The following is a 14,151-nucleotide window of genomic DNA, read 5'->3' as shown; positions in this document are numbered from 1 at the left end:
GGTCCAATTCCGGAGCCTGCCCAATGTCGTCCCTTGCGCCGCCGTTGTCGTTCAACCCTGCGGGAATCGAGCTGGATCGTCGTCAGGGGCTGACCCGCCAGCTGTACGAAGCCTTGCGCCAACGCGTGCTGGACGGGCGACTGGCCGGCGGCACGCGTTTGCCCGCCACGCGCGACCTGGCGGCGGCGTTGTCGATTTCGCGCAACAGCGTGGTGCGTGCCTACGATCAGCTGTATGCCGAGGGCTTTACGCAAAGCCGGGTCGGCGACGGGACGTATGTCGCCCAACTGCCCAGTTCAAAAAAACTATCCACAAAACTGTCCACAGGGTTTTCAACAGGCTTATCCCCAGCCTTATCCACAATCGAGCTGAAAAACGCCGATATTTCGAGCGAAAAAGTTATCCACAGCGCGGCGCTGGAGCGCCTCGAAAACAACCATTTGCCCTTGCCGCCCACGGGGCCTCCACGGGCATTTCGGGTGGGGGTTCCGGCCTTCGACCTGTTCCCTTTTGACGTCTGGGCCAAGCTGAATGCGGCTTTTTGGCGCAAGCCGGACCTCAAGCAACTGTGCTATGGCAACCCGGCCGGGGACGAGCGCTTGCGCAGCCTGATTGCCGCCTACCTGCGCAGCTCGCGGGGCATGCAGTGTACGGCTGAGCAAATTGTGATCACCAGTGGCGCGCAGCAGGCAATCAGCCTTTGTGCACAGTTGCTGGTGAGCCCAGGTGATGGCGTGGCGATTGAAAATCCCGGCTACCGCGCCGCCGGTCATGCCTTCGCCCTGGCCGGTGCGCAGTTGCAAGGTGTGGCGGTGGACAGCGAGGGGATCGACTGCAGCGTGTTGAGCGGCCTCGACAACTGCCGCCTGGCCTATGTCACGCCGTCCCATCAGTACCCATTGGGCGTGGTCATGAGCCTGGCCCGGCGCCTGGAGTTGCTGGCCTGGGCCGAACGCAGCGGTGGCTGGGTCGTCGAGGATGACTACGACGGCGAGTACCGTTACAGCGGCGCGCCGCTGGCCCCGCTGGCGGCCCTGGATCGCAGCGGGCGGGTGTTGTATGTGGGGACGTTCGGCAAAGTCGCGTTCCCGGCGCTGCGCCTGGGTTACCTGGTGTTGCCGCCGACGCTGGTCGACGCATTCGCCCAGCGCCGCGCCGTGGACGTGCGGCACTCGGAGGTCAGCACCCAGGCGGTGATGGCGGAGTTCATGGCGGCGGGGCACTTTCAGCGGCATATCCGGCGCATGCGTCGCGCTGCGCTCAGTCGACGCAACGTCCTGTTGAACGGCTGGCCGGACGAGCTGCCGGGGGTCGGCAGCCTGCCGAACAGTGCGGCGGGCCTGCACCTCACTGTGCGGGTGGACAGCCTTGCCCGCGAACAACAACTGGTGGCGCAGGCCCGCGCAGTGGGCGTGGAGGTCAATGGCCTGAGCAGCTATTGGCTGGCGCAGGCCGGGCCCCCGGACGATCAACGCGCCGGCCTGGTGCTGGGCTTTGCCGCAGTGCCCGAGGCGGCGATCCGTCAGGCGCTCGCGCGGTTGCGCCAGGCCTGGACCGGTCAGGCTGAGGGCTGAGGCTTGGCTTTCAGGAACAGCGAGCGGGCCAGATGCAGACCGATTTCACTGCGGTACACGGCGATGTCGCTCAAGGGTTCGAACCGGCCGCCCATCAGGCGCTGTTGGCGGTTTTTCAGGTGGGCGGCGGTGTAGGCTTCTTCCGGCCCGGTGAGGGTGGGGTAGTGAAAGTGTGCGTACCACAACGGACGGTTCGTGTTGACGTCCACCACCGCATACTCCTGCAGGAAACCCTTGTCGCGCCCCCTGAGTCGGGTGCGGGCGCCGACAGGCGGGTCTACCGTGACGGCGCCCTCGCGCAACAGCAATTCGACGTGCGCCGCCTCCGGTGGTCGGCGCTTGAGCACCTCGAGCTTGATCCGTTTGCCTTCCCGGTAAAGCTGGGTGATCGCCTCATCAAGGCGGCGGTTAGTCAACGCAGCTGACGGCGAGGCGCTTTCGGTCTGGTTGCTGGAGGTCAACGCCTCTTCGATATCCTGGTTGGCCCGTTGCAGTTTTTTGGCGTGCTGGTGGAAGCGCTCTTCGATTTCCACCGGCAGTTGCCGGGTTTCCTTCGCCCAGGCTTCCTTGTTGGCGATAAAGGCTTCGACCCCATCGACCAGCGCCTGACCGTCGCTGATGCTGTTTGCCAGGTTACGCGCCTGGCTGCGGGAAGCGGGCTTGGGCGTCAGCTCGCGTTCGACCCAAACCCCCGGCTCCTTCTCATGGAAGGTTGCAATCACTTTGCCGGTCAGGGGTTCCTTTACGTCGACCAGCGTCTTGCCGTCTTCGTCGGGGCTCTCACGCTCTTCGCCGACCACCATCCCCTTGAAGCGCGTCTTGATGTATTTTTTCTTCGCCCTTGGGACGGTGCGCGACGGGCCCGCGGTGGGCTCCATGGCTCTGCGTTCGCGAAGCAGGGTTGTCAGTTGTTTCTCTGCGAGCCGAGCGAACTCGTCCACTTGCTTGCGCAGGTTTTCCAGGTCGGGCTTGTTGAGGTCATTGGGAAACTCGGCCGGCAGATCCACCAGGTTCTGGTCAACCCTGGAAAACTGATCCATCAGGCTGTCCAGGGTTTCGATCAACTGCTCCGGCGGCACCAGGTTGCGCGGTTGTGCGGCCTCTCTGAAACTTTGGACCGCCAGCTCCGCCACATCGACGATACGGCGCAAGGCTTCCCTGGCGTCGGCGCGTGTGGCCGATGCGCCTTCGGCCACGCACAGGAAGTGGCCCAGGGTAATCTTGAACGCCTTGAGATCATCAAGGGCATAAGCGGGCAGGTGCGGCTCATGCTGCTGGATCAGCCTGACCCCGCGCGCACCCAGGGCACGAGCCTCCTTGAAGCGTGCCTGAAGGTAGCCCAGGCGCTCCGCCATGGCGTGTGTCGCGGTATACATGTTGCGGTAGTGAACGGTGGGCAAGGCTTCTTCTTCAACGCCCTCGATGTCGAGGTGGCCCTGTATGGCTTCCAGTCGTTCGCGAAACGGGATCTGTTGTTCGCTGATGGCGGAGCGCGCCAGAAACAGCTGATGTTCCAGGTAGCCGACCATGGCGTCCTGATAGTTGGGCACCGTGTCGAGAATATTCAGGGATTTGAGCTGGGAAATCGGTACGTCGAATTCTTTGAGACGCGTATCCACCTGTTCGAGAAAGGTGGTTCTGGCCGCGGCTTTGGCGTCACCCGCCGTGCGGTCGATGGCGCCTTGCAAGGCTTCAAGACCGTGCTGGCGCTGGGCCTGCTCGCTGTCGAAGGTTGCCAGTTGCCGGCGTAAATCGGTGATTTTCGGCGGCCTGAGGGCTTCGCCTTTTTTGCGCCGGCTGCGCAGGCCGCCTGCGCGTAGGCGCAAGCGCGTGTCGACGAACCATTGCCCCAGGCGATTGGCGATCAGCGGCGGGCCGCGCCGGCCTGGTTGGCGCGGATCGATGATCAACACGGTGTCGTTTTCGTCGACCGTCACTTCAAACCATCGTGTACCCACCGGGGCGTACCAGTGTGAGGCTTTGGCATAGAGATGCTGATGAGGGCCTTCCACGGTCTGTTGCGTACCCAATTGATCGGGCTTGGCCTGCGCAAAGCTGTCGAGAAACGTGCCCAGGTTCTGCGCGCTGCGGTTCAGGGCACCACTGATGTGCAGGGTGTGTTCGTGGTCGACGGGCAGCTCTGCCGTCGCGATATCCGGCTTTTGGACGACCTCTACCTTGACCTCCGGCGGCGGCAATGCGCGCGGCTTGGTGGGCTTCCCGATGGACGACTCGGGCCGATGCGCCGTGGCGACATGCGTCGTTAACACCATGCCGAGCGTCAGCAAGATATCCACCAGCGCCGAGAGCCCGGCGGAACGGTCACCGACCTCATTGGTGTCGACCATTTGTTGCAGGTCATCCATCAATTGCCAGATCCAGGTCGCGGCGCCCGCGGCGCGGCCCATGAACGGCAGCACGGTATTGAACATCAGCCACCCGGCGTGCTTGAAACTCTCCCAGCGCGCCTCGGCATTGGACACCGATTGGCGGTCGGCCAGGGTGACCAGCGCGTCGGCGTTGGCTCGGAACAGTGTGGCGAAGTCGTCGTTTGGCAGCACTTCCCGCCCCAGTTCGACGGGGCCGGTCATCACCAGTGCATTCAGCGGGTCGCTCAGCACACTGGTAAATACCCACGGCGAGGGCAGGCTGCCGGGAAACACAAATTGCGCGTAAGCCGTTCGCACCTTGTCGGGCAGCCAAGCCAGGACCGATTGGCGCAATGGCGTGTCTTGTTTGATCGCGTACAGCAGGTTGGTCGGTGACGGGAACTGCATCAACGGTTGGTTGGACAGCGGGCGATAGAGCAGGCAAGGACCTTTTTTCGGGTCTTGAGGGCCAATGACGAACATGTTGCCGACGACGTCGACGGCCGAGCCCAGACGGCGTTTGGGGAGCAGGGACAAGCGGCGGATGACCACCGCCGCGCCGTCGACCACACGGGCTGCGCTGTCTGGATGCATCGCCGCGCAGACATAGCGATAGCCCTGTTCGCTCAGGTCGTGGACACCTCGTACTTTGTACTGCAACGCCAATAGCGGCAGTTGCAGGCGTAATTGAGCGGTGTAGAGACGTTGCCTTCGCAGGGACTCGGCAGCGTCGTCAAGCAGCGTGCGTTTGACCAGGGCCGGGTAGCGCATGCCGACGTTCGCCTGGGTAATCAAGTGCTCCAGGTAGGCCGCCGTCATCCAGGCGGGCACCGCGCTGCCGTTTTCATAATCGACGGTTTTGTTGCCCAAGGGCAGGGCTATCAGGTTTTCCAGGGCCAACTCGGCCAGGGTAAAGGTTTGGGTCTGGGTGTTTCCCGGCACGATCAGGGTGCCCCAGGCTTGCACGCTGGTGACGCTGATCCGCACGCTGTCCAGCGTCGTGCGGGCCACGCCGGGGTGGTCCTTGACCATCAGGGTGTGGATCGCATCCAGGGCAAAATCGCCGATGTGCTTGATCCCGTCATCAAAGGCTTTACCCGCGTGCCGCAGGTGCAGGGCCGCGAGGTCCATCATGTAGCGCCCGTAGGTGGCCTGATCCGACGAGGACGCGGTGAGTATCCAGTCGGGCAAGGCGCGATGTACCCAGCCGATTCTGTCTTGATTCAGCGGGGCGCGGGGGGCGATTTCGCTGCCTGGCTTGTCGTGCGCCATGGTCGGGATCAGCTCACCGCTGTTGAACGCGATTGCGCCGATTGCCTGAATCTGCAGGGAAATAAACGCACAGGCCTGCTGCTCGAAAAAGTCCCCTGAGGGTTGGAAGAGTCGCCAGTGGAGCTTGGTCGCCTGTGGAGTGGCCACTTGAATGCTCAGGGCGTCGCCAAGCGCTTGCAGGCTCTTGAAGGCGGCGTAACCGTCGGCGATCGAATAGCTGAGGATGATGTCGCGCTCGCCGAGGCGCCCGACCAGTACCGCCAATGCCGACAGGTTGAGGTGTTTGACCTGTGTGGCGTATTCCAGGTCGACGTCGATCAGATAAGCCTTGGTCGCGTATTTGTCCTGGGGCAAGCGCTGGGCGTAATCCGGCGTGTGAAAAACCGCCCTGGCAACGTTGCATTCATCCTCGTCCCAACCCTCCACGCTGTCGACATTCCAGATCGCGCGCAAGGCGTTGGCAAAGGTGCGCCAGCGTGGGCCGTTCGGGTGGTTGCTGGCATTCCAGAACGCGAGTTGCTGTTCTTGGTACGCGACGCACAGCAACGGTGCCAGCTCATTGATCAGGCGGCCGACGGAGTCCACCTTGACCGGCAGATGCACGTTCGGCCCGGTGGCGGATTGATAGATCAGGTAGTGCTCGCTGTCGAGCCAGGTGACAGGTGCGTCGGATGTTGCGCTGCGGCACAACGCGCCGGTCAGTGTTTGAAATCGCGGGGCTCCGGGCAGGATCGCCTCGGCGGTGATCTGCCAGTGCGGTGTCACCAGAAGGGTCAGATCGGGGTCGATGTCGAGATCCGGGTACAGCTCGCGCAAGCTCGAGCGCAGGGTGGCGGCCGCGACTTCGCGCAAGGAGGGGCCGGTGGTCAGTTGAGTCAACAGGTCGTTGGCACTGGGAGGCGATGAGGGCAAGGGCGGGCTCCTGACGGGCGAGGTGAGGCGGGTTGCCGACGGCAACCCAGGACCTCGACCACGTTAGGGCGCGTGCCCGTCCGGAGGTGGTAGTTAGATAGCGGACGGCCCCTATGTCCCCGACTTGATCTTGGTCCACGCCCGCGTCCGGGCGCGCTCGGCGTCGCGGCCCAGGGGTTTGAGGGTATACAGCGTGGCCATCGCCGCCTCGGTGGGGTACAGGTTGGGGTTGTGGCGGATCGCTGGGTCAACCAGTTCCGTCGCGTCTTTGTTCGGGTTGGGGTAACCGACGAAGTCGCTGATCGGCGCGATCACCTGCGGTTGCAGCAGGTAGTTGATGAAGGTGTAGGCGTCCTGCGGGTTTTTCGCGCCTTTGGGCAGGGCGAGCATGTCGAACCAGATCGGCGCGCCTTCCTTGGGCAGGCGCATGTCCACGATCACGCCGTTCTTGGCTTCCTTGGCGCGGTTGGCGGCCTGGGAGAAGCTGCCGGAATAACCGACGGCCACGCAGATGTCACCGTTGGCGATATCGGCCATGTACTTGGAGGAGTGGAAGTAGGTGATGTACGGGCGGACTTTCATCAGCAGCGCTTCGGCTTTTTCATAGTCCTTGGGGTTGCTGCTGTTGGGGTCCAGGCCCAGGTGCTGCAGGGCCAGCGGCAGGATCTCGGACGGCGAATCGAGCAGCGCGACGCCACACTGCTTGAGCTTGCTGATGTTTTCTTCCTTGAAGATCAGGTCCCAGCTGTCCACCGGCGCATCGGCACCCAGCGCGGCCTTGACCTTGTCGGGGTTGAAACCGATCAGGATGGTGCCGTACATGTAGGGCACGGCGAACTTATTGCCGGGGTCGTTGGCCTCGAGCAGCTTCATCAGCTTGGGATCGAGGTGGTTCCAGTTCGGCAGTCGGCTGCGGTCCAGGGGTTGGAATACTCCGGCTTCGATCTGCTTGGCGAGGAACACGTTGGACGGCACCACCACGTCATACCCGGAGTTGCCGGTGAGCAGCTTGGCTTCCAGGGCTTCGTTGGTGTCGAAGATGTCGTACACCAGTTTGACGTCGGGGTTCTGCGCCTTGAAGTCTTCCAGCGCCTTGGGCGTGATGTAGTCGAACCAGTTGTAGACCCGCAGGGTTTTCTCTTCGGCATGGGCCGCGCCACCGAGAACGGCGGCGCAGAGGACGAGCGACTTGAGCATGTTCATTGGAGGGACCCCTCAAAACCTTCTAGAACGTTGACGGCGTTGATGCCGATTTCTGCCACGGCGTAGCCGCCTTCCATCACAAACAGCGTGGGTTTGCCCAGGCGCGCGATGCGTGCGCCCATGGCCAGGTAGTCCGGGCTGTCGAGCTTGAACTGCGAGATCGGGTCGTCCTTGAACGTGTCCACACCCAGCGACACGACGATGATGTCGGCGTCATAGCGCTCGATTTCCCTGCACGCCTCGTCAAGCGCCGCGCTCCAGCGCGCCCACCCGGAACCGGCCGGCAACGGGTAGTTGAAGTTGAAGCCTTCCCCGGCGCCTTCTCCCTGCTCATCGGCGTAGCCCAGGAAAAACGGGAACTCCGCCTCCGGATGCCCATGGATCGAGGTAAAGAGCACGTCGTTGCGTGCGTAGAAGATCGATTGAGTGCCATTGCCGTGGTGGTAGTCCACGTCGAGGATCGCCACCTTGCGATGGCCCTGGTCGAGAAACGCCTGGGCGGCGATGGCGGCGTTGTTGAGGTAGCAATAACCGCCCATCAAGTCGCTGGCGGCGTGGTGCCCCGGCGGGCGACACAGCGCGAACGCACAGTGGGCGCCGCGCTGGATCGCTTGCTGTGCGGTCAACGCGACCTGGGCGGCGCTGTAGGCCGCTTGCCAGGTGCCGGCGGTAATCGGTGCGCCGCCGTCGAAGCTGTAGTAACCGAGCTGGCCGTGCAGGCTGGTGGGCAGCACGCGGCGCAAGGTGCGCGCGGGCCAGGTGTAGGGCAACAGGTCGCCGTCCTCGCCGAATGCGGTCCAGCGTTGCCAGGCACCTTTGAAGAAGTCCAGGTAGTCGCGGCTATGGACACGTTGCAGCGGCGCCAGGCCAAAGTCCTGCGGGGCAAGGACCGGGCCCAGCTCACGGGCTTTGACCCGTTGCAGTACGTGGTCGGCGCGCGAGGGCATTTCGAAGCAGGGCATCAGTTGCCCGTCCATCAGTTCACAACGGCCGTGGTGCAGGTGGTGATCGTCCGAGTAGATCGTCAGCATTTTGTTGTTCTCCGCAGGCGGTATCGGTGCCTGCAGTCTTGCGGGCGGGGCGCTTTATGAGAACGGCAGGAGCGGCCAAAAGGGGATAAATCGGGCCAAATTATGTGTCCGCAATTCGCCCATCAATGGGGCGTCATGCACGAAATTGGCTCGGCGCCACGCCGCTCCAGCGCACAAAGGCATGCCGGAAGCTGGCGGTTTCGCTGAAACCCAGTTGCTCGGCGATGCGGTAGATCGGCAGTTCATCCGCCGCCAGCCATTGCTTGGCGCGCTCGAAGCGCAGTTCGTCGAGCAGTTCCTGATAACTGCACCCCAGGTCGTGCAAGTGGCGGCGCAGGGTGCGCGGCGAGCAGTTCATCTGTGCGGCCAGGCCTTCGATCCCCGGCGCGGCGCCGAGTTGGCTGGTGAGCAACTGGCGGATTCTGCCCAGCCACGCCTGGCGGCCGGTGAACTCCAGGTTCTGTTTGCGGCATCGCTCGGCCATGGCCTGGTGCGTGACGGCGTCGGCCAGGGGCAGGGGCTGGTCCAGCCAGCGCTTGTCGAAGGCGAAGGCGTTGGTGCCGGCGTCGAACTGCAGCGGGCAGGCGAAACACTCGCTGTAGCGCGCGCGATAATCCGGCGCGCTGTATTCAAAGCGCGCGCCAAGCAGGGTCAGCGGCTGGCCGAGCAGGTCGTCGCAGATCACCTTCAGCGAGGCCAGGCACAGTTCGACGTTGAACATCTGCATGGCCGGAGTTTCGCGATAGTCAGCGGCGGTAAACCAGATGCGCTCGCCGTCCGCCTCCAGGCTCAGCTTGAAAAGTGTTCCCAGCAGCGCCGGATAGCGCAGCGCCAGGCGCAAAGCGTCACCGAAGGTGGCACTCGTCAGCAGCGCGTAACCGAGCATGCCGTAGGCCGACACATGCATCTGGCGGCCCAGCACCAGGCCGACATCCCGGCGCAGGGCCACGGCATTGGCGCATACGCGCATTTCCTGATTGGTGGTAATGCGCGTGTCGGCGCGGCTCAAGTCCGCCGCGCAGATGCCGCTGCCCGCGAGCAAGGCCTCGCTGGGCAGCCCTTGGGCCTTGAAGGTGTCGAGCACCAGCGACACCGCGTTGAGGGTGGTGAGATGAGCGTGCAGCATCGACGGCTCCAACGTGTCAGGTACGGTGAAAGAGCAAGTTGTGTGCCGTCGGCCGTGTGTCAGGCGAGGTTGAAAAACAGCGTACTGGCCTGACTCTCGTTGATCTCGCTGCGGTGGAATGCCACGCGTTGTGCGCTGCTCAGGCCTTTGGTGGTGTCGGCTGCCGCGCCCAGGCTGTGTTCCTGCGGTGTCTTGAGGCGCGCGTTGATAAACGCCCTGGGCGTGGTCCAGTCGGTCGAGTAGTGGAAGTGTGCATACCACAGCACCTTATGGGTGCTGCGGTCGGTGATGGTGTATTCGTCCAGGTAATCCGGCCGGGCGGATTTGATGCGTCGGCGGCTGATGGTTTTTTTGATGCTTATCGCGTTGCGGGCCTTCAGCCATTGCACGCCGGAGGGTGTCGGCGGGTGCTGTTGGGTCATCCTCAGCACATTGTCTACGGATTGTTGATAGAGGGTTGTGGTGGCGTCGCTGAGGGTCTTTTTGACGGTGCTGGCCAGGGCCACGTCGCCTTGCGCGAGGTTCTTCTGGCTCAGGGCTTGCTCGATACTGCGCGTGGCTTGCTCCAGGCGCTGGGCGTGTTGATGGTACAAGTATTCGATGCCGATGGGCGTGCGTTGGGCTTGGCTGGCCAGGCCGGTGATCCGTTGTTTGAAGTCCGGTAGGCCGTCGAGCAGGTTCTGGCCGGCGTCCACGCTGGTTTGCAGGTCGATGGGCGTGTTCACCGTTTGTTCGCTCCTGGCCCGTTGCACCCAAAAGCCGTCCGGTTTCTCGTGAAACGTGGCCACCACGGTGTTGGACAGGGGCGAGCGAACATCCACCAGCCCGGTGTCCAGGCCTGTGGCGGACAATTGCGGCTCACCGACGACCATGCCGTGGTAACGGGTGCGGATGAATTTTTTCTGCGGGTGTGGCGGGACGAGCGGCGGGCTGGGGGTGGCTCTCAGTGAGGTGCGTCGGTCGGCCATTTGCGCAAGATGGGTGCTGGCGCGTTTGGTGTACTCGCCGAGTTGCTCGCGCAGGCGGGTCAACGGTTCCGTCAGGGAGACGCTGGGGAATTCCGTGGGAAAGTCCTGCAGGCGCTCGCCCAGCACCGTGAACTGTTCGATCAGGCTGCTCAGGGTTTCGATCTGTTCGTCGATGCGCTTGTCACTGCGCTCGCGCAGGGTGTCGCGCAGGGCCTGGATGGCGATGTCGCAGGCGTCGACAATATGGTCGATGGCCGCCCATGCCAGTGGTGCGCTGAGGGTGGTGGTTTCGCGCAGGCACAGGTTGCGGGCCAAGGTGACTTGCAACGCCTTGAGGTCGCCGCTGCTGTAGGCAGGCAGCAGGCTTTTGGTGTTCTTGATCAGGCGCAGGCCTTCGCCGGGCAGGTCACGCAGTTCGTTGAACCGCGTTTCGAAGTAGTCCAGGCGCTCGATCATGCCGTGCAGTATTGCGTTCATTTGCAGTGCGTCGGGGATGTTGCGCGCGCGTGCGTCGGCGGCCTGCTTCGCGATGTGGTCGAGGATTGTACGGAGTTTGGGTGTAAAGGCTTTGAGCACTTCGTTGAGCCCGGCCCAGCTCAGGCTCAACTGAGCCTTGAGATACCCCACGGCGCTGTGCAGGTAGTCCGGCGTTGGGGCAAGTACATTCAACTCTTTCAGGTTTTTCAGGGCGGTCTCGTAGTCTGTGCGTTGGGCCTCCAGTTGATCGAGGTAAGCCCTTTGCGCGGCCTGGGCCGAGGTGGGCGGTGCGTCGACCAGTGCCTGATAAGTCTTTTCCAGGGTGTCCTGGGCGGTCTTTTTCTGTTGCTCGAAGGCGGTGATCTGCCTGCGCAGTTGGCTGGCCTGGCGTTCGGCTTGCGCCCGGGCTTTGCGCTCCCGGCTTCTTGAACCGCCGCCACGCAGGCGCAGCCGGGTGTCGATGAACCACTCGCCCTTGAGATTGCCGATCAGAAAGGGACCGTTGCGCGCGGGTTGTTGGGGATCGGTGATCTGCACTTCGTCATTCTCATCCACCGTCACTTCGAACCAGCGTTCGCCGACCTGTGCGTACCATTTATCGAGCAGCGGGTAGAGGTGGCGATGGGGGCCGATGCGCGATGAGGCTTTGTTGCGCACCTTCGGCTTTTCGACCTTGAAACTGTCCAGCAGGCTGCCCAGGTCGCTGGGGCTGCGGTTGATCGCGGCCAGGGTGTGCAGTGCATGCGGGTGATTGCCTGGCAGCTCAACTGCCGAAAGGTTGGCCAATTGTTTGACTGTCACGGGCTTGGCGATCACCTCGGGCCGGGCGGCAGGTTTCGGTGCCGGCTCGTCCTTGCTCAAGGCGGGGGCTGACGGCGCTTCGCGGCTGGCGATGTGCAGGGTCAACACCATGCCCAGGTTGAGCAACAGCCCGGCCAGGGCGGACCATTCGGCCGGTTTGTCCTTCTGCTGTTGCGCGTCGACGACCGCTTGCACCTGATCCAGGATCTGCCAGATCCAGGCGGCGGTGTTCACGGTGCGGCCCAGGAACGGCAGGGCTGCGTTGAATATCAGCCAGCCCGCCTGCTTGAGCGAGGCCCAGCGACTTTCGGCATTCGACGCCGACTGACGGTCGGCCAGCGTGATCAGCGCGTTGGCATTGGCCTTGAACAGTTCGTCGGGCAGCTCGCCGCTGAGCGCTTGCATGCCCAGGTCCATGGGCCCGCTCATCATCACGAGTTTGACCGGGTCCACCAGCAACGTCACGACTGCCCAGGGCGACGGCAGTTCGCCGGGGAATGCGTAGCGTGCGTAGTCGTCGCGCACGTTGTCCGGCAGCCAGGCCAGGACCGAGTCGCGCAGGTGGCGTGATTGGCGGATCGCATACAGCAGGTCGGCCGGTGACGGATATTGCAGCAGTTGTAATTCCGCCATCGGGCGATACAACAGGCAGGGCCCGGCGTTCGCGTCCTGGGGGCCAATCACAAACATGTTGCTCACCACGTCTTGCGTGTCGGCGCTGCGGTTTTTCGGCAGGAAGGCCAGGGGACGAAGAACGATGGCTTGCCCGTCGACCTGACGGTCCGCTGCCTCTGGCGCCAGCACGGCAGCGACGTAGCGATACCCCAGTTCGTCGATCCCGGCGTGTCGGCTCATCTTGTATTGCAAGGCTTGCAGCGGCAGTTGGATGCGCAAATGGCTGCTGTACAGGGCGCGTCGGCGGCTGGATTCGAGCGGGTTGTCGAGCAACTTGCTTTTGGCCAGGGCCGGGTAGTGTTGGCCGACGTCCACCTTGCGGATCAGCGTTTCGATGTATGCCATGGTCAGCCACGCCGGCACGGTGCTGCTGTTGCGCAAGCGCACGCTTTTGTCGCCGAGGGGCAGGCCGATCAGGTTTTGCAGGGCCAGGTCGGCCAGGCTGAAGGTGGTGGTGTCGACCTTGCCCGGCAGGGTGAAACTGCCCCACACAATCGGGCTGCGTACCTGAATCTCGATGTTCTCCAGGCGCAGGTTCGCCGCGTCGGTGTGGTCCTTGAGCATTTCGGCGCGCAGTCTGTCGAGCGCGTAGGTCTGGATGTGCGGGATGTCATCGTCGTAGGACTTGCCCGCGTTGAGGCTGTGCAGCGCGGCGAGGTCTTTCAGGTAGCGTGCGTAGAGACTCAGGTCGCTGGTGGAGGCGGACGTCAGCCAGGACGGGAGTGCGTCGAGGTAGGGTTTGAGGTCGGGTTGCTTTTCGCCGACCAGCTCTTGGGTGGCCGGTGGCAGGTTGAGTGAGGATTCGCTGGGGGCGGTGCGCCGCAGTTGCTGAGTGTCGAGCTGCCCGATGAACGCAAGCTGTTGGGCAATCAGCGTGCAAGCCTGGTGATCGAAAAAATGCCCGGTGGGTTCGAACAGTCGCCATTGGATGTCAGTGGGTGCATGGCGACCTACGTAGCCGGGCAAGCTCTGGCCCAGTTGCTCCAGCGTGGCGAATTTCTCGTAGCCGTTGAACAGGGAGTACGTGAGGATAAGCGTCTCGCCGTCGTGGTTGCCGATCAGCACGGCAATCGACAGCAGGCCCAGGTGGGTGACGGTCGCGCCGTCGATCTGATCGACGTCCACCAGGTAGGCGCGGCAGGCGAATGCATCGTCGCTCTGGCGGCGTGTCAGTTCCGGCGCGGCGTACAGCGTGCGGGCCATGGCGCAGTCCTGTTCGTCCCAGCCGTCGACGCGGGTCACGTTCCACACCGAGCGCAGCGTGCTGGACAAGGCTTGCCAGTGGGGGCCGGAGGTGCCGTTGCTGGAGTTCCAGAACGCCACTTGTTGTTCCTGGTAGGCGGTGAGCATCACTGGCGCCAGCAGGTTGATCAGGGTGGCGATCTGCGTGATGCGTACCGGCAGGTGCGCGGTGGGTTGCTGGTTTTTCGGCTGGATAAGGTAGTGCGCGCCTTCGATGTAGAGCGCGGGTTCACCTGAGATGGCCTGATTGGTGAGGATGTCGGTGAGGGTTTGGTGCGCGGTGGGGCCGGCGACGATTTCATCGTCGACAATGCCCCATGTCGGCGTGCCGACCATGGCGATGTCCGGGTCGATGCCCAGGTCCGGGTAGAGTTCTTGCAACGAGCGGCGTAACAGCGCGCTGGCGGCTTCCCGGAAGGCGGGGCCGACGCAGAGTTGGGTGACCAGCGTATCGGAGGGGTTGTAACGAAGGGTGGAGGTTTGTTGGCTCATGGGTTCCTG

General features: G+C 63.4%; 6 protein-coding genes. 1 reads left to right on the top strand and 5 read right to left on the bottom strand.

What is annotated here, in order from left to right; translation table 11 throughout:
* Positions 1-23: 23 nt before the first annotated feature.
* A complete protein-coding gene (gene pdxR, locus JN756_RS31685) occupies positions 24-1,574 on the top strand; it encodes a MocR-like pyridoxine biosynthesis transcription factor PdxR (RefSeq protein WP_128192117.1) in 1,551 nt (516 codons plus the stop codon).
* On the opposite strand, the gene JN756_RS31680 is transcribed toward pdxR, so the two are convergent.
* From JN756_RS31680 to JN756_RS31660, 5 genes are all read right to left on the bottom strand, one after another.
* Positions 1,559-6,127, bottom strand: a complete 4,569-nt coding sequence (locus tag JN756_RS31680; protein WP_201021662.1) for a dermonecrotic toxin domain-containing protein — start codon at positions 6,125-6,127, stop codon at positions 1,559-1,561. The genes pdxR and JN756_RS31680 overlap by 16 nt on opposite strands.
* 111 nt (positions 6,128-6,238) lie before the next feature.
* A complete protein-coding gene (locus JN756_RS31675; RefSeq protein ID WP_017850018.1) occupies positions 6,239-7,330 on the bottom strand; it encodes a polyamine ABC transporter substrate-binding protein in 1,092 nt (363 codons plus the stop codon).
* Complete coding sequence (locus tag JN756_RS31670) at positions 7,327-8,361, bottom strand: histone deacetylase family protein (RefSeq protein ID WP_201021661.1); 1,035 nt, start codon at positions 8,359-8,361, stop codon at positions 7,327-7,329. The genes JN756_RS31675 and JN756_RS31670 overlap by 4 nt, the downstream gene beginning before the upstream one ends.
* 133 nt (positions 8,362-8,494) lie before the next feature.
* Positions 8,495-9,487 (bottom strand): AraC family transcriptional regulator, encoded by a 993-nt coding sequence (locus JN756_RS31665; protein WP_046381611.1) that lies wholly within the window; start codon positions 9,485-9,487, stop codon positions 8,495-8,497.
* 59 nt (positions 9,488-9,546) lie between these two features.
* Complete coding sequence (locus JN756_RS31660) at positions 9,547-14,142, bottom strand: dermonecrotic toxin domain-containing protein (RefSeq protein WP_201021660.1); 4,596 nt, start codon at positions 14,140-14,142, stop codon at positions 9,547-9,549.
* Positions 14,143-14,151 lie beyond the last annotated feature (9 nt).

The sequence above is a fragment of the Pseudomonas sp. Y39-6 genome, from assembly GCF_023651955.1.
In the GTDB taxonomy this organism is placed as follows: domain Bacteria; phylum Pseudomonadota; class Gammaproteobacteria; order Pseudomonadales; family Pseudomonadaceae; genus Aquipseudomonas; species Aquipseudomonas veronii.
This window is presented reverse-complemented; position numbering and strand designations above follow the sequence as displayed.